The organism is Halovenus salina, from assembly GCF_026410925.1.
GTDB classification, from domain to species: Archaea; Halobacteriota; Halobacteria; order Halobacteriales; family Haloarculaceae; genus Halovenus; species Halovenus salina.
This window is the reverse complement of the sequence record NZ_CP112973.1, coordinates 1-21477: the sequence shown is the minus strand read 5'-3', so window position 1 is coordinate 21477 and position 21477 is coordinate 1. Positions and strand designations below refer to the sequence as shown.

The 21477-nt window shown below is 55.4% G+C and carries 18 protein-coding genes and 6 pseudogenes; 11 read left to right on the top strand and 13 right to left on the bottom strand.

Annotation, left to right across the window (positions count from 1 at the left end; genetic code table 11):
- Nucleotides 1–113: 113 nt before the first annotated feature.
- Nucleotides 114–2264, top strand: a complete 2151-nt coding sequence (locus tag OSC37_RS16965; RefSeq protein WP_267164288.1) for a type B DNA-directed DNA polymerase — start codon at nt 114–116, stop codon at nt 2262–2264.
- Between the two features lie 607 nt (nt 2265–2871).
- On the opposite strand, the pseudogene OSC37_RS16960 reads toward OSC37_RS16965, so the two are convergent.
- Nucleotides 2872–4143, bottom strand: a pseudogene (locus OSC37_RS16960) (orc1/cdc6 family replication initiation protein); the annotation flags it as partial.
- Between OSC37_RS16960 and OSC37_RS16955 the strand changes: the two are divergent.
- Both OSC37_RS16955 and OSC37_RS16950 read left to right on the top strand, forming a co-directional pair.
- A pseudogene (locus tag OSC37_RS16955) lies at nt 4129–4737 on the top strand (RNA-guided endonuclease InsQ/TnpB family protein); the annotation flags it as partial. The pseudogenes OSC37_RS16960 and OSC37_RS16955 overlap by 15 nt on opposite strands.
- A 16-nt stretch (nt 4738–4753) precedes the next feature.
- Nucleotides 4754–5257, top strand: a pseudogene (locus OSC37_RS16950) (hypothetical protein); the annotation flags it as partial.
- A gap of 198 nt (nt 5258–5455) precedes the next feature.
- Here the strand turns inward: OSC37_RS16950 and OSC37_RS16945 are convergent.
- From OSC37_RS16945 to OSC37_RS16935, 3 genes are all read right to left on the bottom strand, one after another.
- Nucleotides 5456–5866, bottom strand: a complete 411-nt coding sequence (locus tag OSC37_RS16945) for a dual specificity protein phosphatase family protein (RefSeq protein ID WP_267164268.1) — start codon at nt 5864–5866, stop codon at nt 5456–5458.
- Entirely contained in the window at nt 5854–6879 is a 1026-nt protein-coding gene (locus OSC37_RS16940) for a hypothetical protein (RefSeq protein ID WP_267164267.1), read from the bottom strand. The genes OSC37_RS16945 and OSC37_RS16940 overlap by 13 nt, the downstream gene beginning before the upstream one ends.
- 147 nt (nt 6880–7026) lie before the next feature.
- Entirely contained in the window at nt 7027–7329 is a 303-nt protein-coding gene (locus OSC37_RS16935; protein ID WP_267164266.1) for a DUF6788 family protein, read from the bottom strand.
- Nucleotides 7330–7395: 66 nt separating this feature from the next.
- Here OSC37_RS16935 and OSC37_RS16930 point away from each other — a divergent pair, with 66 nt between their 5' ends.
- On the top strand, nt 7396–8019 hold the full coding sequence (locus OSC37_RS16930) for a CNNM domain-containing protein (RefSeq protein ID WP_267164287.1): 624 nt from the start codon (nt 7396–7398) through the stop codon (nt 8017–8019).
- Here OSC37_RS16930 and OSC37_RS16925 read toward each other — a convergent pair.
- Entirely contained in the window at nt 8016–8522 is a 507-nt protein-coding gene (locus OSC37_RS16925) for a transposase (protein WP_267164265.1), read from the bottom strand. The genes OSC37_RS16930 and OSC37_RS16925 overlap by 4 nt on opposite strands.
- A 53-nt stretch (nt 8523–8575) precedes the next feature.
- On the bottom strand, nt 8576–9085 hold the full coding sequence (locus OSC37_RS16920; RefSeq protein ID WP_267162485.1) for an IS630 family transposase: 510 nt from the start codon (nt 9083–9085) through the stop codon (nt 8576–8578).
- A gap of 47 nt (nt 9086–9132) precedes the next feature.
- On the opposite strand from OSC37_RS16920, the pseudogene OSC37_RS16915 reads away from it, so the two are divergent.
- The 3 genes and pseudogenes from OSC37_RS16915 to OSC37_RS16905 form a co-directional block, all read left to right on the top strand.
- Nucleotides 9133–9906 (top strand): annotated as a pseudogene (locus tag OSC37_RS16915) (hemolysin family protein); the annotation flags it as partial.
- A gap of 114 nt (nt 9907–10020) precedes the next feature.
- On the top strand, nt 10021–10890 hold the full coding sequence (locus OSC37_RS16910) for a universal stress protein (RefSeq protein ID WP_267164264.1): 870 nt from the start codon (nt 10021–10023) through the stop codon (nt 10888–10890).
- Between the two features lie 334 nt (nt 10891–11224).
- A pseudogene (locus OSC37_RS16905) lies at nt 11225–11470 on the top strand (zinc ribbon domain-containing protein); the annotation flags it as partial.
- A 102-nt stretch (nt 11471–11572) separates the two neighbouring features.
- On the opposite strand, the gene OSC37_RS16900 reads toward OSC37_RS16905, so the two are convergent.
- Complete coding sequence (locus OSC37_RS16900; protein ID WP_267164263.1) at nt 11573–12640, bottom strand: hemolysin family protein; 1068 nt, start codon at nt 12638–12640, stop codon at nt 11573–11575.
- A 747-nt stretch (nt 12641–13387) separates the two neighbouring features.
- Between OSC37_RS16900 and OSC37_RS16895 the strand changes: the two genes are divergently transcribed.
- The 3 genes from OSC37_RS16895 (at nt 13388) to OSC37_RS16885 (ending at nt 16849) form a co-directional block, all read left to right on the top strand.
- Nucleotides 13388–13666, top strand: a complete 279-nt coding sequence (locus OSC37_RS16895; protein ID WP_267164262.1) for a hypothetical protein — start codon at nt 13388–13390, stop codon at nt 13664–13666.
- 277 nt (nt 13667–13943) lie between these two features.
- Complete coding sequence (locus OSC37_RS16890; RefSeq protein ID WP_267164261.1) at nt 13944–14573, top strand: hypothetical protein; 630 nt, start codon at nt 13944–13946, stop codon at nt 14571–14573.
- 1097 nt (nt 14574–15670) lie between these two features.
- The gene (locus tag OSC37_RS16885) at nt 15671–16849 is read left to right on the top strand and encodes an ISH3 family transposase (RefSeq protein ID WP_267161275.1); all 1179 of its coding nucleotides are present in this window, start codon (nt 15671–15673) and stop codon (nt 16847–16849) included.
- A 148-nt stretch (nt 16850–16997) separates the two neighbouring features.
- Here the strand turns inward: OSC37_RS16885 and OSC37_RS19035 are convergent, their stop codons facing one another.
- The 4 genes from OSC37_RS19035 to OSC37_RS16870 are packed head-to-tail and all read right to left on the bottom strand — an operon-like array spanning nt 16998 to nt 19529.
- Nucleotides 16998–17369 (bottom strand): sensor histidine kinase, encoded by a 372-nt coding sequence (locus OSC37_RS19035; protein ID WP_382187561.1) that lies wholly within the window; start codon nt 17367–17369, stop codon nt 16998–17000.
- A 36-nt stretch (nt 17370–17405) separates the two neighbouring features.
- On the bottom strand, nt 17406–17912 hold the full coding sequence (locus tag OSC37_RS16880; RefSeq protein WP_267162486.1) for a transposase: 507 nt from the start codon (nt 17910–17912) through the stop codon (nt 17406–17408).
- A gap of 53 nt (nt 17913–17965) precedes the next feature.
- Complete coding sequence (locus tag OSC37_RS16875) at nt 17966–18475, bottom strand: IS630 family transposase (protein ID WP_267162485.1); 510 nt, start codon at nt 18473–18475, stop codon at nt 17966–17968.
- A 43-nt stretch (nt 18476–18518) separates the two neighbouring features.
- Complete coding sequence (locus OSC37_RS16870; protein WP_438267607.1) at nt 18519–19529, bottom strand: PAS domain S-box protein; 1011 nt, start codon at nt 19527–19529, stop codon at nt 18519–18521.
- A gap of 467 nt (nt 19530–19996) precedes the next feature.
- On the opposite strand from OSC37_RS16870, the gene OSC37_RS16865 reads away from it, so the two are divergent.
- Nucleotides 19997–20596 carry a site-specific integrase gene (locus tag OSC37_RS16865; protein WP_267164259.1) on the top strand — a complete coding sequence of 200 codons (600 nt, stop codon included), beginning with the start codon at nt 19997–19999 and terminating at the stop codon, nt 20594–20596.
- Nucleotides 20597–20641: 45 nt separating this feature from the next.
- Here OSC37_RS16865 and OSC37_RS16860 read toward each other — a convergent pair whose 3' ends face one another.
- Both OSC37_RS16860 and OSC37_RS16855 read right to left on the bottom strand, forming a co-directional pair.
- Nucleotides 20642–21151: a universal stress protein gene (locus OSC37_RS16860; protein WP_267164258.1), complete on the bottom strand. Its 510-nt coding sequence runs from the start codon at nt 21149–21151 to the stop codon at nt 20642–20644.
- An 85-nt stretch (nt 21152–21236) separates the two neighbouring features.
- A pseudogene (locus OSC37_RS16855) lies at nt 21237–21476 on the bottom strand (IS5/IS1182 family transposase); the annotation flags it as partial.
- Nucleotide 21477: the final 1 nt, after the last annotated feature.

The window sequence follows — 21477 nt, the reverse complement described above, 5'->3', positions numbered from 1 at the left end:
TATCTTTGTGTTACTCAAATATCTGTAAGCTGCGAAAGTAAAACATCCGTCTCTGAAATCCGGAAGTGACACGCCATCGGTTATCCGACACGCAGCGGTCGGTTCTATACAGAATGGCGTTCACCATCGACTTCTTGGACGACGGTCGCGTTCTTGAGTGCGAAACAACCGTCGACGGCGCCGTCGCAACAGAGCGCGGTGACTACACCCCACGCTTCTACGTCGCTGCCCGGAACCCTGACGACGACATCGACCTCACGGCACTCCGATCGTTCTACGACCAACACCCCGACGTTGTCGCGACCAAGATGGTGACGCGTCGTCCCGGGTTCCGTCGCGACAAGGAGTCAGTCCTCGCCGTCGACGTCGGTCACATCGACTGTGTCACCCCACTCGCACAGCAGGCACGCCAGCTGAACATGTATCCGGTCGGGGACCTCGCCTGTTTCAACGTGGATTTCTCGCGAGAATTTCGCTACTGTCTCGAGGAAGACGTCGATCCGACGCGGACCAATGAGCTGTCGACGCTCCGGCTCAGCGTTCCGGTGACCGAAACGAGCAACGACAGCTATGGGGGGCTGTCTGTCGCAGGTGACACCGTTACCGGCTCGCCGACAGATATCCTGACCGCCGTCCAAGCAGCGCTCGAAAACCAGAATCCGGATATCCTGGTCTGCTCGACGAGTGAAATTATCCCGACGCTGTACGAGATGGCCGCGGCCGCCAGCGTCGACGAATTCACGCTGAGCCGGTGGTCCGGCGTCGACTACCAGCAACTTGCAAGTCGGTCGACATACTCGAGCTACGGCCGGGTGGGCCACTCGCCGGCGCGGTATAACGTACCCGGACGGGCGATTATCGACGAGAGTAACACGTTCTTCTACGGGGAGACGAATCTCGACGGTGTCCTCGATCTCGTCTCACGCTCGAAGAAGCCCGTCCAGGAGCTGGCGTGGGCATCCATCGGCAACGTGCTGACCGCGATTCAGATTTGTGAGGCCCACGACCGCGGCGTACTCGTCCCGTGGAACTCTTGGCGTCACGAGTTTTACAAGCCGATGGGGACGCTTCACGACGCCGACCGCGGCGGCTTCATCTTCGCGCCCGAGGTCGGCGTCCACGAGGATGTCCACGAACTCGACTTCTCAAGTCTGTATCCGAACATCATCTGCACCCGGAACGTCTCACCCGATGTCATCCGGTGTGACTGTCACAGCGACCGCGAGGATGTCCCTGGACCAGGGTACTCGATTTGCGACGAACGCGGCTATCTCGTTGATGTCCTTCAACCCATCATCGATGCTCGCGACGAAATCAAGGCGGCCATTCGTCACGAGAAATGTCAGGACAACTCCGACAAGGACCGGCTGGCCGAACTCGAGGGGCGGTCGGGAGCGCTGAAATGGATTCTCGTCGCCTGCTTCGGCTACCAGGGATTCAGCAACGCGAAGTTCGGGCGGATCGAATGCCACGAGGCGATCAACGCGTATGCTCGCGAAATTCTGCTGACGGCGAAACAGCGGCTGGAAGCCGGTGGTTGGCGGGTCGTCCATGGAATCATTGATTCGATCTGGGTGACAACGGACCCCGATGTCGACGATGAAGACCGCGAGGACCTCAACGCGCTTGCGACGGAGATTACGGAGGATGTCGAGATCCGACTCGAACACGAAGCACATTATGACTGGGTTGCGTTCGTCCCGCAGCGGGAGAGCGACGCCGGCGCGTTGACAAAGTACTTCGGGAAGGTAGCCGGCAATAACGACTTCAAGATACGCGGTATCGAAGCTCGGCAGCGCTCAACCCCAGCGTTCATCAAGGACGTCCAACGAAGCTGTCTCGAACGGCTAGATGTGACTCAATCACCGGACGCCGTCCTCGATTGTCTTCAGGATGCGATCAAGCGCCTTCATTCTAGAACAGTACCAGTCGAACAACTCGTCGAACGGAATCGTGTCTCTAAACCGCTAGAGGGCTACACGCAGAACACACAGAACGTGGCAGCGCTGAAGCGGGCTCGAGACCAGGACCTCGCTGTCCACCCGGGACAGGACATCCAATACGTGGTTGTCGACGACGAGAAGACCTCGCGGGAACAGGTCGTGTTGGCTCAAGAGGAGATCGAATCGTACGATGCGTCGTACTATGAGACTCAGCTTATCCGGGCGATAGAGAGTGTCCTCTCTCCACTTGGATGGGATCGCACGGACATTCAACAAGAACTCTCAGGGGCGCGTGAACCAGAACTAACCGATTTCCAGTGACCCAGTAGTGGATGGTTTCATAGAGAACTGCGGTTACACTCCCTCCCCCCGTCATCGATGTGTAAAACCATGAGAGGAAGGAGGCGTGACGAGAGGAGAATGGCGGAGAACCGGCAAGAATGCCACAGACATGAAGAAGAGGAACTCAGCGTCCGAGATTTCATTCTCGTAAGCACTGCATATTGTCTGACGAAGTTTTATATGCAGTGCGTTGTAACCAAATCCGCACTAGATTAAGATGCAAAGGTTAGGAGAAGAAAAACTTCGACTAACCGAGCAAGAATATCTTCATCATGCTCGTTGTTTGTCTTCGCAATTTTCCCTGAATCAACGGTCTTGTGGCGTCAAACCCGACTTTCGTAGTTTGTCTCTTGCAAGTTTCTCTTTCTCCCCTGTGCTGTTTACACATCGATGACGGGGGGTGGGGGTTACGAGACACGGTCTCGTTATCTTTTCTCCAGTAGGTTCGAAGGATAGTGGGAGGCTACTCCGTGCATTCTGACTCACCGGCACCAGTTCAGACTTCTCTCGACCTGTGTCCCGCTCCTGACTGGAATTTACACATCGAACACGGGGGGTGTTCTAAGCTATATCGTCGATCGGGACTTCACTCGTCGTGGAATTCTTTCAGTTGAGCATTCACGACCGAACTGAGGAGTTCTTCCTGCTGGACTATTCCTTCCAAGCGTGTATCATCGACAATCCGAGTCATCATCGCTTCAGGATCGCCTGTGAATGTGAATTCCATATGCATCCCGCCGCCTCGTCCACGGCTTTTCCGGGCTGTCGAAATCAATCCGTACGTTGAGAGTTCTTTGACATATTTGACGTACGTCTCACGGGTCATCTGGTCCGCATCGAGTTCGTCTGTCACCCACTGATAGACTTTGAATCCAACCGGGCTTGGGACGGAGCTTCCCGTTCGGTTCGAGTGATGCGCAACAGCTGCAGTTGCGTATAGTGAAATCTTCTTTTGCGTCGTAAGTCCCTCAACGAGCTTCAGCGAACGGTCTTTGTCGATTTCCTCTTGAGATTCTCGGACGTGGTCCTCTGTGACCACTTCATTTCCCCGCTCGTCTGCGAGGTCACCGGCACCGCGGAACAGATCGATGGCCTTCCGTGCGTCACCGTGACTTTGTGCAGCGAACGCCGCCACGAGCGGAATCACGTCGTCTTTGAGAGCATCTTGACGGAACGCATCGCGTCGATTTTCGAGAATTTCGCGCAACTGGGTCGCGTCATAGTCAGGGAAGTAGACGTCACGTGGATTGAATGAGCTCTCGGCACGCCCGTCGATGTCTTCCATAAATTTTGGATCGTTCGTCAGCGCTGCGACGGACACACGGCCTTCGATCTCGTTCGTGTTACTTGCTCGCGATAGTTGATAGAGAAGCTTCGAGTATGCGGGTTCGTCGTTTTCGCGCCGGCCGACTAAGAGGTCGATCTCGTCGAGAATGAAGATGACCGAATCGTAGTGTTCGTTGATAAGTTCGTACAGACGTCGATACTTGCGCTTCGTTGATACGCCGGTCTCTGGAACACCGGCTTCCGTACCAACGTCTTGGGCGACAGTTTGGACGAGTTCGTAGACGGCCTGATCGAGCGTATTGATTGGCTGGCAATTGATATCGACAACGCCGAACCGTTCGCCTTTGGATTGACAGAGCTCGATGATCTGTTGCGTGACGGCCCCTATGATGAGTGACTTCCCCGTCCCTGCGGGACCGTACAACAGCATATTCGGTGGTCGATTTCCTTGGAGCGTCGGCTTCAGAAATGAGACGACGGATTCAAGCTGGTCGTCACGGCCGACGATTCGCTCCTCATCGATAATCGTGTCCGGTTCGACGAGGTCACGGTTGACGAAAACCTCGCAGTCACGAGTACCGCCTACTTTTTCAGCGGGCGGGAGTTAACCCACAACCTCCGCGAGTTCGAAAAAGTACGCGCCGGACTCCAACAGACCGGGACGCGAAGCGCCCACCGGGCGTCGAACGCCATCGTGGACGAGGCACTCCGGTACGAGTGTGACGTAATCGCGTTCGAGGATTTGGCCCATATTCGCGACCGCACCGGAGCGTCGTGGGGGCACACGTGGGCGTTCCGAACACTGTACGAGCAAGTAGCGTACAAAGCCGAAGCAGAGGGTATTTCTGTGAAGCAAGTGGGGTCGGCGTACACGTCTAAGCGGTGTGCCGAGTGTGGATTCACGGCGGACGAGAATCGCCCGAATCGAAACGATTTCCGGTGTCAGAAGTGTGACTCGGAAGCGAACGCAGATTATAACGCGGCGAAGAATATCGGTATGCGGTACGTCCGTCGAGGCCAACAGTCGTCTCGGCGGACGGGCGACAGTCAACTCGCCCTAAAGTCTGGGACTGTGACGCCAAGTGGGGGATACACCGCCCACCCGGAAGGGTTCGACGCCGAATCCATGGACAAGCCCCACCCTCAAAGTGCCGAAGGCGCATAGGGTGGGGTAGTTGACCCAGCAGGTTGCGAACAAGCTCGTTCTCACCGACGAGATGCAAGAGCGCAGCGAGCCGTTCCCCGACACGGATCAACTAATGGTCCGGCTGGTCAGCAACGAGGATATCTTCCTGTTCAAGGCGATCGCCGGGCGCGACGACGACATCGAGGACATGAATATGCTGGTGCAGGCCGGCCTCGATTACGATGTCGTCCGGAATGAACTCGAAGCCCAGATCGAACGCCTGGGTGACGATCAGTTCGCAACGTTCGCGAACGAAGCCTTGGTCGAACTTGAGGAACGGTACGGGGTGACCACGTCGATCGAGGGCCGCCTCCAAGAGCTCACGAATAGGTACTACCGAGGGCTCGAAGTCCTCCAGGCACTCGATGAGCCGATGACCGTCGATGAGTTAGCTGCCGAATTAGAGCTGGACACCGACGAGGTTCGCGACCGGATCGCGTATCTCACGACGTTCGACCGCGTCCGTCGAGATGATGGGACTGTTTGTCCGAGAGAATAGATTATTCTCCGGCCGTACGCAGAAGAAGCCGGGTCATCTGGGCGGGGGACAAAACTCCTGCTTGATTTCGTTATCGACGCGACGTAGATGCTTGGAGCCACTATTGGGTGAGCGTTGCTGCCAGTTGGGGGCAGGTACACGATCAAGTCGTTGACGGTCATCATTGGCTCGAACAGCCGATATTTCAGACTTCCGACCTCATCGACAGCAGCTCCGACCGTGATCACGCAGCGTTTCGTGTGTGTTGACTGGCCCAGTTTCTCGAAGCCGTTCGAACGCCTCGTCGAACGACAGTGATTCGACCCGGCTGAGTGTCGCAGCTGTAACGCAGACAGACCGACTTTGTCCTGCCGAGCAGTGTACGAGCACGCGGTGGCCTTGGCCAACCAAACTCACGGCTTTCGAGACGGCCGCTCGAAATACATCCTCGTTGTTCTGTGGCCCGTCCATCATCGAGAACGTGTAGACATCGACATGGTCCGGATAGCCGCCTGTTGGCTCTTCGTAGGTTAATTGAATCACGTGTTCGATGCCATGGCGCTGGTACTGGTCGTGGTTAGCCGCGGACTCTGTGCCGCCGTAGTACAGTTGCTCGGTCACTTCGCGCATCGGTCTTGTAGGAACGGAAGCGATTTCGCATCGATGCCAGTGAGGAGGAACGCGAGCCAACAGTTGTCACCCAGGGCCAGCGACGACTGCCCTGACATGAGCCATTGCTCCGAATCCACCCCTTCGGGACGAAACACGCTCTCGGCATGTTGTTCGACGGCCTCGAATTCCCTCAATGTGAATGGCTCTCCGAACCGGAGGAAGCCGAACCCGCCGTCGGCACTCGACCGATTACCGTCACACACGCGATGTGCCGCAGCATCCTGAAGCAACACGTCGGGGAGATTATCACGACACCCCCAACCCCGGTACAGCAGTGAGACACCACCATCCTGCAGGAGTGCATGCGCATCAGCACAGTTGAGGGGAACCGTCAGCGGATCACGAAGTGCCTCGAAGACATCTTCCACCCAGTCGATCATCACGCTGCCAGTCGTGTCGAGAACTTCCTGCTGGGATTCATCAGAGAACGCATCTGCAAAGCTGTCACGAATCCGGCCAAGATCGTACGGAACCGTTGTTCCTGCAGCATCGACGAGAGCAGTAAACGCTACAGTAGATGCTTCGGAGAGACCGTTCTCTGGAATTGCTGGGACTGCAAACACGGTCTGGTCGTCCTCAAGTGAGCGACAGACAGAAGCAGCCAGATAAGCGAGTTCTGGTTCGTCGAGACGGAGTACGACAGCAACGATATCTAGCTGGTCAAAGGGGATGTCCAGTGCTTGACCGAAATCATGGGACTCAATTCTTGATGATCGGTCATCAGGAGCAGCTTTTGACACCCGAATCTGAGTATCGGGTAGGTCGTCCATCGATTCGAGTGTGGGCTTGCCACCGAGAGCGATGTCGATGTGTGCTGCGTCCGCGTGACGGAGCCAATCGATTCCTACTGACCCACACCCGACAACGGCACATTCTGGGGGGAGAAACGCATCTGTGCTGACCAGGCACGCCCTCTCCTCTGAACACGGGCTCGTGGATTTCTCAAGAGCCGATTCCACGATATCCTCCATACACGAACTCTGAGCCACTGATACAAGAAGATCAGTCAGACAAGTAATGCTGATTGAGAGAACAGGTCTAGATGCGACAGTTTGCAGCCCCAATGCCAGCGAACAATCGAATTACTGCGAATAAAGAAATCGTATCACCAACAACAGTTATTGGTCTGGGTTAACCGGCCCCTTATATTTCGACTTCAGCTTGTCACCTTCCCGCCACTGCCAGTAGTAGTAGCGGTTGTCGTTGATCTCCTTGATTGTGATCGTGGCTTTTGACGGGACGTCGTCCGGAAGATCGTCCGGTCGGTCGTCGATTTCGTTGTCCTCCGATTTCTCCTCAAGCCGGGCCTCGCGAGCTTTGTGCTCCGCCAACTCCTCGGCATAGCGTGCGACGTGCTGAAGCTGGTCTGACGAGTAGCCGTTGAGGGTGTCGACGAGTTTGTCTCCGTTGATGAGCTTCACGTTCAGTTGGTCGGCTGAATCAAGATAGCCAGGGGTTATTTTTTGGCGCACCTAGTAGGCGGTAGTATGTGGACTTCCCTGCTCACAGCACTATCCGAGGGTCGGCTTTTACAGTACACTGTGCCGATCACCGGCATCGAACTGGGTCAAACAGCAGTCACCGCTATCGGTATGAGCCTGATTTTGCTGCTCTTGGTCGGGTCGGGGTTTTTTTCCTCGTCGGAGATTGCGTTGTTCTCTCTCCCAAACCACCAGATTGACGCGATGGTCGAACGAAACCTGCCCGGCGCGAAAGCGGTCAAGTCTCTCAAAGAGGACCCTCATCGCCTCCTCGTGACGATTCTTGTCGGAAATAATATCGTCAACATCACTATGTCCTCTATCTCGACAACTATCGTCGGCTTCTACTTCGACGCCGGCACAGCAGTCATCGTCTCGTCGCTCGGTATTACGTCGATGGTGCTAGTATTTGGCGAGAGCGCACCCAAATCGTACGCCGTCGAGAACACCGAACTGCATGCCCGGCGCGTTGCCCTCGGACTAACCGCTGTCGAGAAGGTGCTGTGGCCACTCATAACGGTGTTTTACTACCTGACACGCATCGTGAACCAAATTACGGGCGGCAGTCCGTCCATGGAGTCGACGTACGTCACGCGGGATGAGATTCGGAATATGATTCATAGTGACTAGGACAAATATTTGCTGGTGAGATATGGCCAAATATCTGGTTCGTTGATCGTGCTCAGCCCTTGTCGAAGATACTCTTCCAGCGTCGAGAGATCAGGAACGAGTCGATGCTTGAACCACTCCTGAAGCTGGTCCCAGCAGCCTTCGACGGCGTTTAATTCGGGAAGCTTCGACGGGAAGTACCAGACCTCGAGATCGTCACCACGTACGCACGCGACCGAACTGTCTCCGACAGTTTCGGTCGCTCGGGTGCCGCTGAGGTGCTCCCAGAGATCCCGTGCCCAGAAGTAGCCTGCCCGGTCAAGAAACACCACCAACTCGTCACCGAAGCGCTCTTGTAGCGCTTCTAACAGTCGGATTCCGTGGAACCGGGTCAGGTTCTCGTCCGTCCAGCAATAGAAGCTGTCGCCATCGTCGGTGACAGCGCCCAGCACTGTCACCGACTCCCACGAAGTCGAAGTCTCGACAGTTGGATTCGAGCCGATCGGGAACCAGCCACGCCGCAAGACAGTGCCAACGTGTTTGGTGAATTGATCGACGACAACGACAGTTTTCTCGCTCAGTTCGGGGCGTTTTTTTCGACTGTGTCTTCGAACTCGGCTTTGTCTTGGGGGTCGGCCTCGTGGTGGCGAGGCCGTGCTGTCCGACAGGACAGCCCGGCCTCTCTCAATAAGTCATACGCGTATGTTTCGTGGTATTCGACGCCATACTCCTCTTTGACGTGGTGAAGCAGAAGTTTCGCTGACCAAGCTTGTTGGTCGTAGCCGAGTTCAGTCGGTGGCTGTTGTAGTTGTTCGAAGAGTTGCTCGCGCTCTGCTCCATCGATCTTAGCCGGACCACCTGGTCGGGGAGCGTCGTAAGGAGCTTGCTCAATCGGTTGTTCCTTGAACCGATTGAGCCAATTTTGAATCGTTCGCGTAACAACACCGTGGCGCTCAGCCAGCGTGTCTATTTGATCGCCTTGCTTGCGGCCGATCGCCGCGAGAACACGTTCTCGCGGCTTTCCTTCGTCGATCTGGTCCTTGAGCTTGTAGAGTTCTTCGAGCGTGACATCGTCAAGCCGACCCATTACAGGCTCTAAGATCTCGATAAGCAAATCACTTGCCTAATCACTATCAGACGGGCGGGCGCGAGGGCGTCCTTGACGAGGAGGAACGCCAGCGCCTCCAGCGTGCTCTGCGGTTCACCGACGCCAGTGCCAAGGAAGTGATGACCCCGCGACTCGACATGGCGGCTATTTCGAGCGAGGCGACCGTTGAGCAAGCAATCAGAAAGTGCATCGGGTCAGGACATGCTCGTCTCCCGGTGTATGAGGGCTCGCTCGACAACGTCGTCGGTGTCTTCGACATCCGTGACTTGACCGAGTCGAACTACGACGAATTCGCCGACAGCAAGGTCGAAAATGAGGCCAGTCAGACGCTTCACGTTCCCGAATCGAAGAACGTCGATACACTCTTCTCCGAGATGCGCGAGAATCGACTGCACATGGTCATCGTGGTCGACGAGTTCGGTGCCACTGAGGGTCTCATCACGATGGAAGACATGACCGAAGAGATAGTCGGTGAGATACTAGCGGGTGACGAGGAAACGCCGATTCAATTCGCCGGTGACGATACTATCCTTGTGAACGGCGAGGTTAACATCGAGGAAATCAACGAAGCGCTCGACATCGTACTCCCAGAAGGCGAGGAGTTCGAGAGCATCGCAGGCTTTGTGTTCAACCTTGCAGGCCGGCTCGTTGAACAGGACGAGGAGTTCGACTACGAGAACGTCACGCTTCGAGCTGAACAGGTGGAAAACACCCGTATCCAGAAAGTCAGGGTGACAGTCGACCGCGACACTGTCGGCGCAGTCGACGAAGACATACCGGACGAGAACGACGCCGATTGACCACAGTATCTCGGCTGGAGTCGCCTCTGCGAGGCGTCGACAGCAGGAAGGGAGTCTCATAGAGAGACGGTACAAACTATTAGGGGAACAGATGACGAACCAGGACACAGACAAATGTACGAGAACATCCTGCTTCCGTACGACGGTAGTGATGGTGCAACTGAGGTACTCTACCACGCCAGCGAGATCGCACACTGGGCCGGTGCGACCATCAACGTCATCTACGTTGCCGATACCGCGCGTGACAGTGTCACGGTCGTCGAAGGCCAGACTGTCGATGTCCTCGAACGACAAGGCGAAGATATTCTTGAGGAGGCCGCAAAAACACTTGACACCCTCGGGAACAGGTACAAGACAGACGTCGTCCAGGGTAATCCAGCCCCGACCATCGTCGACTACGCCGAGCGATACAACCAAGACCTCGTTGTGATGCCAACCCACGGCCGTGAGGGTGTTTCACGATATCTCCTCGGAAGTGTTTCTGAGAAGGTCGTCCGTCTCTCGTCGGTTCCCGTACTCACAGTCCGCATGCAACCCGACGAACAACTGGTGTTCCCTTACGAGAACATCCTCATCCCGACCGACGGGAGTACCGCAGCGACACACGCTGCGAAGTCGCTGATCGAACTCGCGGCGGCGCTAGATGCGACTGTACACGTCCTGTCTGTCGTAGACGATACCGTCGGTGAAGCGGATGTCCGTCCGACGGCGTCCGAGACGGAGAGCGAACAAGCCACGACCGACGCTGTCGAAACTGTCGTCTCACAGGCCAACGCCTGCGGAGTGGCGAACACTGTCCGCCACATCGAATACGGCTCACCCGTCGAGGAAATACTGGAGAGTATCGAATCACACGAAATAGACGCTGTCGGGATGGGGACGACCGGAAAACGCGGGACTGACCGCATTCTTCTCGGAAGCGTGGCAGAAAAAACGGTTCGCTCCGCACCCGTTCCTGTGATGACCATCGCGGACTCGGAGTGACATACGACGGTCAACTGGTCACAGCAGGTTCGTTATGTGACCCGACGGTCTGCACGGCTGGGGGGAACTGTTACGTAGTCGCTACGATATAGCCGACTACACCTCCGAGTACGACGACCAACACAGCCGTGACCAACAGTATTAACGAGAGCAAACCGACCTCAGTGGTCGGCTCGTCGGTGTCTGGGTTCTCTGCCATAGTTCGACGTTGGCACTGCAATACTAAAACTGACGCTGTTGTCAGTGTTGGGACTCACCGCTTTCACGTGATGGCCTACATCTCTTTACACCAGAACGGTGAACAGCAGGCTGGTGAACACTGATGCAGCGATAGACGTGTTCGTGTTGCGGGCAGATTCGAGAGAGCAACCGCGTGGAGCGCGGTCTGTACGTCTGTGAGTCGTGCGAGACGACGATGAATGCGGGCGTGAACGGTGCGGTGAATATTCGCAGAAAGATAACTCAGAGTCTCCCGACGGAGGATATGAGTAACGGCTGGTTGGCACAGCCTGGAGTCTTCCTGTTCAACCGTGAGAGCGGACGGTTCACACCGAGAGAACAGGGAGACTGCAAACCCTAATATCCCAACGCTTGGGAGACCTCGCCCTTCAGGGCGGGGAGGATGTCAATGAACGACAGAATCAGAGCGAGTCGCCACCCACCCAAATCGACTCACGTATGTCTAATCGAGGACAGCTGGGTCGTCTTGGTCAAGTGGATCTTCGATATCGCCAATAATTGTCTCAAGAAGATCAGTGACCGTTACGAGTCCAACTACCTCGCCGTCTTCGATTACAAGCGCAAGCTCTTGGCGCTCTGTCTGGAACTGATCGATCGCATCGCTCACGTCAGTATCGGTCGAGAGTGTCATTGTCGGTGCCGCGAGGTCAGTGAATGCAGCATTGTCGCTGGACAGTTTCTCACGGTGATTAAAGAGGGCCGGACTGTAAACGACACCGCGGAACTCGGTCAGATCCTCACCAATCAGTGGATACCGCGTGTGGGGATGCTCTTCTAACTTCTGAAAGTTCGATTCGGGATCGTCCTCGGTTGAGAGTGCCACGATGTCTTCACGGGCAATCATAACCTCTCTCACCGACTGTTCGCCGATAGTCAAGGCATTCATAATTTCCTCACGGCGTTCATCTGGCAACTCGCCTTCTTCAAGTACCGACCCAAGCTTGTTTCGGAGTTCTGCCCGAGTCTCGATGATTTCCTCATTGGTTTCTGTCCATGATTGGGTCATTTTGATGCCGAACAGTCCCAGTGTTGCCTTTGCAATCGAGTCGCCAACCCAGATAGCCGGAGCGAGTATTTTGGCGAACCAGTACAGCGGTCGGGCGCCGTAGCGGGCAACTTGTTTGGAACGTTCGACGCCAAGATATGTTGGCGTTTGCTCGCCGTGTGTGAGATGGACTAAATTGATAATCAGGAATCCAAGGAGCGAGCCAGCGCCGACTGAGGCAAGCGTGGTGTTCGCAAACAGCGGTTCAAAGAGCGCTGCCAGTCCGGGTTCAGCAATAATACCCAGCGCGATACTCGTTCCGGAAATCCAGACTTGGCACGTCGTCAGATAGAACTCCAAATCGTTGGTCATCTCCCACGCGAGTTCAAGCCCGGGCGTGTTGAACTCCGATTTCGGGAACTGTCTCACACGGGTCAGCGCAAATTCGACTGCAACGAAATAGGCGTTCACCCCGATCAGGATGATACCACCAAGAATCCGCAAACCGATTTCAAGCGGTTCCATCGGCTGGCCATACTAGTACCGGACATAAGATAGTGTCCAAATCAGAAGAGAAACACTGTCGTTTTATCTGCCAGACTGCAAGACTCGTGCTGTCCATCTTGCACTGCAGTTCTAGTGGAAGACTGATAGGTGACTCCGCGAGAACCTGCGACAGTAGACAGTTCTTATGTAACAGATATCCTCACTACCCGGACGATTTGTTACATAAGGCTGCGATGCCCCACGCGGACCACACACCACGTTTCCGGAGTGTCCGCTGTTGGGTGACACCCCGTCTACCGAGTGGAACGCGCTAGTACCGAGTTATTCGATCAACTGTTCTCGGTCAGTCCAGAGGGTGAAGTCAGCAAGACAGACTCGTTAACTTGAGGGGGTTTGTCTGGACTGGCTGGTACGACTGTATTTGCGAAGTCCTCAATTTGTTCTCATCTGTAGGGTTTCGTATATCGTGCCTATGACAGTGATACCCAAGAGAACTAACAATGAAACATCCACGAACGTGTTGACTGCCGTTGGTCCGTTGGAACTGAGGTCCTGTAGCGCATTCCACTGAAGTGACGCAAAGACCACACTCAGTAAAATAAGCATCATCACCTCACGCCATTGCGGTATATCACTGGTGGAGGACATCATCATAATTATTCCTCAGAAGCTGAAATGTTTTCTGATGAGTGTGGATCCTGTACGGAGCCCTGTCCTCGGAACGGCACCGTCACATTTTTGAGAATCGTGTTGGAAATTCGATTGATGCCCTCCAACAACGCGACAGCCGCGGCCCCGATAGCAACTGGCGTGCTGCTCGCTGGGACGGCTGCACGAGAAGTCGCACAACATGGACTCGAACCCTGGGCGACACTGGCGCTCACCGGTGGTCTCTCCGCGGTCGCTGTCGGCCTCGGCGTTCTGACCGGCCGTGGATTCGACTCTGGTGACGACCTCGACGGATACCAAGACCGGACAACAGTCGCGCTTGTCGGCCTTGCGGTGACGAGTCTCGCGGTCGGTGCCGGGATTGCGCTGGCGTAGACGACGCCAATCAACCCGTGTCCACGTTACAGCCGATATCCGTCCAACGTACGCTGCCGTCCGGAATACGCAGCGGCGCATGCCGCCGCGGTTTCTCTCAGCACCGGCCTCGGCACGTCCGGTCGGGAGACGTAACCCCGCGCGTCAGGCACAGTTTGCCGGACCGTTCTGATGCCGTTCGCGTGCGTACCATTTCAGTAAAACGTCCGAAGCAACTGAAACCGACGTTTGAATTTACGCTGCCGGTTTTTATATGGTGTCTGTAGGTGTACATGCAATGCGACGGAAACTGATACCGCTCCTGACGGTCTTCGCACTGTTGCTCGTCGCTACCGGTGGCGCAACCGCCGCCGCCGGCGACGCGAGCACGAACATCACAGCAAACGACGCCTCGGACGACGGCGGCGATGTCGGCATCTGCCTTGTCGGCGCGGATTCGCCGTGCAACGACGCTCCCGAGGACGCCAATGATACTAATACAAACGACAGTGAGCACATTGGTGACGACACCGATGCTGACGACGGTCGGATGGGTATTCCGGAAGACCAGGACGGCGACGGTGAGATCGACGAGCGCTTCCAGGGTGACGACTCCGATGCAGAATCCGGCAGCGATGCCGGTATCTGCCTCGTCGGGGCAGACTCGCCGTGCAACGACGCGCCTGCGAACGGGGATGACGTCGGCAACGGTACCATCCACATCGAACCGGTGCCGGACAAGTCCACGTCACCGACCCAGCCGACACCGAACAACGACTCAACGGACATCAGTTCTGAGAGCGACCGGAACGACGACAGTCAGATCTGGATTCCGGAAGACCACAACCGCGACGGCTACATCGACGACCGCTTTATCGGCACCGTTGGGCAGCTCGTGGCCGATCTTGTCCCGCTTTTGGCGTTCTGACCGGTCCTCCCCTGTTGCCCTGTTTTCGCCGTTAGCCACAGGTATGTAGCGAGTCCACAGCACACTCCCGGTGTCTGTCAGAGGCTGTGTTACATCGCCATAAAGCGGTAGAATTCACTGTTTGACGGCCCGCTTGACGTTGTAGTACAGCGGTTCATCACTGAGCACACGAGGACACGTTTGTCACCGAGTACGAAATGGCGCGGTCGAACCCACCGACGGACCGGACGACGGTTTGGCTCGTCGTGGTGCTGCATTAATCCCGAGGTGACGGTCACTTCACAGCGCTATTGAGTGAATGACGACTTCTTACACAACTCGAACAGCACGCCGGAGATGGTCAGTGCAGGTGACCGGGATATTGATTACCCTTCGGCGTAGATCAGGGTTCGTCGGCATTCGGGACACACGTATGGAACCGGCGTAAGGATTTCATCCGCTCGCATGCTACTAAGAAATCCGTCGTCTTCCGTCTGTGAAACAATAGAGAGTTCACCAACGGCGTCGGTCCCTTGGAGCTCCATCTGCTCTAGTGGCTCCCCACAATCTGGACAAACCGTCTCAGAGGGCATACTTGGCACATCGTTTCCCGTCTCAAAAACCAATTTGGTTTGATCACTGGTCTGCTGCACGCATCCCGATCGAAATCAATACAGATCGTCTACTGATCAGAAAGTACTTAGACTCATAATTTCATCCTTCGTGTGGCAATGGAAAGAACCGAATTGGTCCAAACCATCACCCTCTGGTTCGTGGTTCTGATTTTCATTCAGACAGCGTCCGGGTCCTCCGACAGTCAAGTATTAGATGCAATCGGAATCGTCGCAATTTTGCTGATGTACCTCCTTCCAGTGTGGATTATCGTTGAACTCGCCTCGGACGTCATCCGACACCAGTGAATCGGCAACAGTGATGTTCAGTACACACCTGTACTGAGCAATCCGTAAGTTCCCCGTCCAGCCGAAACACGTCCACTCTGTTCTTGTTTCCTCTACTCCCCCGATGGTGTCGGGAGACGAATTTCGGTACTTCACGAACAGCGTAATCGGTTAGATTGAATCGTTGATTTGACCACGAGAAAGTGTCTGGATTAGGATGTGTTCAAGCTCCCCAATCCAGACGGTTATCTTTCGGCGTCGGAGGTAAAAGACGTAGCGGAAGAGGTCATCACTCCACTCCCGTTGCCGGGTGTCGAGGGGAGCCCCCTCGACCCCGGCGATATCTGGCTCGTCGTCATTTTGGCCTGCACCAATCAGACCTCGATTTGGGAAACCTGCAAGGACACCGACGGAACACCATGCGACGACACCGTCTTGACGTGGCTACATACACTCAATCGGCAGTGGCTCGAATTCGTCGCTAACCTCCTACTCGCTCGCCTAGCTATGACGATTCTCGACGCTGACCGGTCGAGAATCGTCTCCATCGACTTTATCGATAACCCCTACCACGGCGATCACTACGCCGATGAAGGCGAACTCTGTTCAATGTCCCCCAAAGATGGGACCACAACGTGTCACCGATACTGTACGGCGTACATCGTTTCCAACGAAAAGCCAGTGACGCTGGCGATGACGTACGTCCGCAACGACGAAGACGAGGCCGACGCGGTCGAGCGCGTGCTCGCCCGCGTCGAGAACTATCCCTTCGAAATCGACCTCCTGCTTGCCGACAGCGGGTTCTACAACGAACGCGTCATCCGCCGTTCCCGTGAGATCGCTGCAACGGTCGTTCACGTTCCCAAGAAAGGTGAGCGCATGAAGGACAAACTCGACGTACACAAGTCGTACATGACGACCTATCGCATGTACAAGGACAGCGAGCGGGAGCTTCAGATCCCGCTCGCGGTCGCAGTCTCCTACCAGAATGGCGACCGTGGCAAACACGGAGAGGTTGTTCGGGGCTACGTCGCCTGTGGCGTTGCTGAAAAGTCACCGAAGAAAGTCGAACGCCTCTACAGGAAACGCTCAGGCATCGAGACGAGTTACCGGTTGCTTCGGCAAGCACGAGGGATCACGACAACGCGTGATCCCGTCGTGCGATTTGCGATAATGCTCGTCGCGGCACTGCTGGAGAATCTGTGGCTCGTGCTCCGATGGGCGGTCGTCGCCCGCCCGCGGCGGGGCGGGCGCGACCTCCCGGAGGAGTTCACGTTCAAGACGTTCTGTGACTGGATTCGGAACGAACTCGAAGACGAGTTAGAGCGACGCTGGTACGTCGAGGCGAACGGTGTGGGTGTTCCTGAGACGTACGGCTCGGTGGCAGCCGCGGGCTGACCGCGGTCAGCCCACGGCCTGTCCGAGGATCCGTCAGCGACAGCTCTCTGCAGCACCGGCGTAAAATTGCCTGTTCTCGTCCGTTTGGTGTGGTAGCTCGTTTCTGCCGTCCGTTCTTTCACAGTGGTTGCGAGAATCTCCCCCAAAATCATACAGAAAGTGATTCGTTTGTGGCGTTCAGATCACGCTGTGTCGACTCGTTCGTGAAGTACCGAATTTCGATCGTCGTTCCTTGATCGGCTTCCGTGACTTCGATTTCTCCATCTAACGTCGTGATAATCCAATAGCTCACCCACAGTCCAAGCCCCTGTCCATGGACAAGCGGTGTCTCTTCGCCCGCTTCTAAGACGTCCCGTTCTGTATTTGGAAGTCCCGGCCCGTCATCGCATATTCGGCAGGTGATCCAAAGGTCCGAAACACCCACCTCAATTCCGACGGATGCAGGGGTTCCCCCATGCTTTGCGGCGTTGTCCACAAGTTCAAATAGCGCTATTTCAACGCGTGGAAGCGTTTCCGCGATCGCTTTATCCGGCGCGTCAACAGTTATTGATAGTGACTAGGACAAATATTTGCTGGTGAGATATGGCCAAATATCTGGTTCGTTGATCGTGCTCAGCCCTTGTCGAAGATACTCTTCCAGCGTCGAGAGATCAGGAACGAGTCGATGCTTGAACCACTCCTGAAGCTGGTCCCAGCAGCCTTCGACGGCGTTTAATTCGGGAAGCTTCGACGGGAAGTACCAGACCTCGAGATCGTCACCACGTACGCACGCGACCGAACTGTCTCCGACAGTTTCGGTCGCTCGGGTGCCGCTGACGTGCTCCCAGAGATCCCGTGCCCAGAAGTAGCCTGCCCGGTCAAGAAACACCACCAACTCGTCACCGAAGCGCTCTTGTAGCGCTTCTAACAGTCGGATTCCGTGGAACCGGGTCAGGTTCTCGTCCGTCCAGCAATAGAAGCTGTCGCCATCGTCGGTGACAGCGCCCAGCACTGTCACCGACTCCCACGAAGTCGAAGTCTCGACAGTTGGATTCGAGCCGATCGGGAACCAGCCACGCCGCAAGACAGTGCCAACGTGTTTGGTGAATTGATCGACGACAACGACAGTTTTCTCGCTCAGTTCGGGGCGTTTTTTTCGACTGTGTCTTCGAACTCGGCTTTGTCTTGGGGGTCGGCCTCGTGGTGGCGAGGCCGTGCTGTCCGACAGGACAGCCCGGCCTCTCTCAATAAGTCATACGCGTATGTTTCGTGGTATTCGACGCCATACTCCTCTTTGACGTGGTGAAGCAGAAGTTTCGCTGACCAAGCTTGTTGGTCGTAGCCGAGTTCAGTCGGTGGCTGTTGTAGTTGTTCGAAGAGTTGCTCGCGCTCTGCTCCATCGATCTTAGCCGGACCACCTGGTCGGGGAGCGTCGTAAGGAGCTTGCTCAATCGGTTGTTCCTTGAACCGATTGAGCCAATTTTGAATCGTTCGCGTAACAACACCGTGGCGCTCAGCCAGCGTGTCTATTTGATCGCCTTGCTTGCGGCCGATCGCCGCGAGAACACGTTCTCGCGGCTTTCCTTCGTCGATCTGGTCCTTGAGCTTGTAGAGTTCTTCGAGCGTGACATCGTCAAGCCGACCCATTACAGGCTCTAAGATCTCGATAAGCAAATCACTTGCCTAATCACTATGAGACGTCTGGATACCGTGTCTCACACTCAGTGACAATACGATTGACCAGCGGAATAATATCCGTCAACTCCAACTCGGGCGAAATCTCACGATTTTGTTCGATTTGCTGCGCAGATTCGGTCAGATCAAGCAACCGCGTCGCAGCTGCCCTGATCGCTGTTGCTTTGGTAGCCTGCTCCGCATCCATGTCTTCGGCAAGCACCTCTGCCCAAGTCCGGATCACAGACATCTCGTTTCGCACGTTGTGTCGAAGCACTCGGTTGATCACGCTGATGAGCCCTTCCCGCTGGCGACGTTCTGTTGCATCACGGATCAATATCTGTATCCCGACGATGTCGTCCTCGGAGCGTTCCGACTCCGGCACGCTCCCGTCATAGATCGGGACACCGCGAATATCCGTATAGATGATGTCACCTGATTTCTTTTTTAGTGGCAAATCTTGGGCTTCGGCTGGCTCCCCGCTCAGTATCTGTGAGCGATGTTTCAACGTCCGCTCGCTGGTCTGTGCATCCGGATGGGTGATCGTTACCGGTTGGCCAATAAGTTCTGCTGGTGAATAGCCCAACAGATCGCGGACGCTTTCGGACGCATATGTGAACATTCCGTCAGTATCGAACCGAAAGATGGAGTCGAAATTGGCCTCAATGACGGCTCGGTATATTTCTTCTTGCTCGTTCAACCGCTCTTCGTGCTGTGCGAGTTCTCGTTCGTAGCTCCGCCGTTCGATGGCTTGCCCACCGAGTCTAGCGATCAGTTCAACGAAGAACCGTTCTGCGTCAACAAAGGGGTCCTCGCGTGGCTCTGTATCAGCAAAGCACGCCGTCCCATACACTTCGCCACCGACGATGACTTTCGCGCCGATGTACGCCCCCAAACCGAACGTCTCAATAGCAGTGTCGGGAATCTCTGTGGACGCATGTGCGTCCTCAATGGCGAGTTGGCTATCAATTGCGATGGTTCGACGACAGTAGGCTTCATCGAGCGGGCAGCTTTCCCCGGGTTGGATAAGCGGATGGTCTCCGGTTGCGTGAAGAATTTTTGCGTGCCGTCAGTGATACGCGTAAAAAAGCCCACTGAAAGGTTGAGATATTCAGTACCGAGATCAAGGGCCTGCTTGATTTGAGTCTCAAATTCTGTGTTCGGATCTGCAAATATTTCGTAAATTTGGTCTCGGTACGCAACCGGCCCCATACCCAAGCGTTTTCAGTTAGATCATTTGAGCGTTTCGCTGCACAAACAACCCGTGCTTCTGTACGATACCGAGCGATTTGAGTTCGTGTAACTGAAACGAGTTCCGGTGCAAGACTCGCAGTGCGATGTATCATTTTCTCACTCGGACAAGAAGAAGACATAGATTCACGGTTTTTCTGATAAGTCGTAATAGATTCCCCGAGTTTCACTCGAAATCCGGTGTGTATACCCCCGATTGTACCAGCCGCAGATACTTTAGTGTCGGAAACTGTACTAATCGTAATGCGTATCGAATCGACCAGCGGCGATGAACACAAAGTATGGCTCACCGACAGAGAGATCGAGGACCTCCGACGGGCGACCCGCAGCCAGCGCGATGACATCATCATCCAACTCGGCGCGTACGTCGGCCTGCGTGCGTTTGAAATTCCACAGCCCACACCCAGCGATATCACCAAGAGCGAGGGCGGACAGTACCGACTGCGCATCGAGGCCGGGAAAGACACCAGCGGGAACGGTGGAAAACCACGGAATGCCTTCCTCCCGAACAGCGTCGAGCGCGATCTCCAGCGCTTTCAGAACAGCGCGAACATCTCACCGAGAGACCCCTTTATTGATTTGAAACAGCCCGGTGTCCGCGCCGTCGTCAAGCGCACCGCCGAGCGTGCAGTTGCAGAAACCGGTGTCGAGGACTTCCGTAAGGTCAGTACCCACGACCTCCGGCGACGGTTCGCCCAGCGCCTCCTCGTCGACGAAGCGATGAACCCGCGCGTTGTGATGCAAGTTGGCGGGTGGAGTAGCTTCCAGGCCATCGAACCCTACCTAAACGCGCCAAGCGAAGACATCGTCGACGATGCCTTCTCGGAAGTCGATGTCGTCTAAGCGCTTGGCCTTGTTGAAATCCTCCAGTACTGATAGATTCGGCATTCACCCGAGAAAATAAAAATCCGACTTCGGGTTTTTGAACGGCGAGGCATTTTTGAGTTTGGCAATTTTAGCAGGGCTCCGGTCTCGAACGATGACGACATCGTAGGCCTCATCTGTCGCAACAGTTGACCCTACGCTACCCACCGCTGAAACGAGATGGCCGGCATTCTCACTACCGAGGAAGACCATTGAGGCGTCCTCTTCCCGTGCCACTTTCCGTAGACGTTTTGCTATAGAGCCAGATGGTGCATAGCGATCTACAACTTTATGTCGGAAATCGGCACTTGGACATAGGTCGGTCACTTGCTCGTGTAATGTTGATACAACAGATTCCAAATCAAACTCTTCGTCCTGCTCGATCCAGCCGTGTTCTCTGGCATAGTCCTTATTTTCCTTTGGGATTACACTTACAGCCAGCACATCTTCGTCAAATACGTTCCCGAACTCAGTTGCCCGGACAAGTGCTGCTTCAGCGAGGTCAGACCCATCGAATGGAACGACCAGTGTCATACCCTAACTTTTCCTACGGTACAGAAAGTTTCTCGGGGTCTTGTCCAAACCGTGAGAATCGAGGATACGTGTAATTCCAGTTAGATCAGAATATCTCCCGCTCGATGTTGTGAACGACGCATTTGATGACGAGTTCGCGGAACTGCTTCCACCAGACACGCGACCGTACGAATGCACCGAATTTCTGTTTGATCGCCGCGTTGACTGTCTCGTTCATGTTCCGTTGATGGTAGAGGTCAGTGTCCAGTCGTGCGTTCCACGCCTTGTGGAGTGACGAGAACTCACGGTGCTTGATGAGTGGTCGAACGTCGTGATCACGAGCGAGA

Coding starts and splice junctions, on each gene's coding strand:
- OSC37_RS16965 (WP_267164288.1), top strand. CDS start 114: ATGGCGTTCACCATCGACTTCTTGGACGACGGTCGCGTTCTTGAGTGC.
- OSC37_RS16945 (WP_267164268.1), bottom strand. CDS start 5,866: ATGCGCGAAGTGACCGAGCAACTGTACTACGGCGGCACAGAGTCCGCG.
- OSC37_RS16910 (WP_267164264.1), top strand. CDS start 10,021: ATGTACGAGAACATCCTGCTTCCGTACGACGGTAGTGATGGTGCAACT.
- OSC37_RS16890 (WP_267164261.1), top strand. CDS start 13,944: ATGCGACGGAAACTGATACCGCTCCTGACGGTCTTCGCACTGTTGCTC.
- OSC37_RS16895 (WP_267164262.1), top strand. CDS start 13,388: ATGCCCTCCAACAACGCGACAGCCGCGGCCCCGATAGCAACTGGCGTG.
- OSC37_RS16900 (WP_267164263.1), bottom strand. CDS start 12,640: ATGGAACCGCTTGAAATCGGTTTGCGGATTCTTGGTGGTATCATCCTG.
- OSC37_RS16860 (WP_267164258.1), bottom strand. CDS start 21,151: ATGACACTGGTCGTTCCATTCGATGGGTCTGACCTCGCTGAAGCAGCA.
- OSC37_RS16920 (WP_267162485.1), bottom strand. CDS start 9,085: ATGGGTCGGCTTGACGATGTCACGCTCGAAGAACTCTACAAGCTCAAG.
- OSC37_RS16875 (WP_267162485.1), bottom strand. CDS start 18,475: ATGGGTCGGCTTGACGATGTCACGCTCGAAGAACTCTACAAGCTCAAG.
- OSC37_RS16930 (WP_267164287.1), top strand. CDS start 7,396: ATGTGGACTTCCCTGCTCACAGCACTATCCGAGGGTCGGCTTTTACAG.
- OSC37_RS16940 (WP_267164267.1), bottom strand. CDS start 6,879: ATGGAGGATATCGTGGAATCGGCTCTTGAGAAATCCACGAGCCCGTGT.
- OSC37_RS16865 (WP_267164259.1), top strand. CDS start 19,997: ATGCGTATCGAATCGACCAGCGGCGATGAACACAAAGTATGGCTCACC.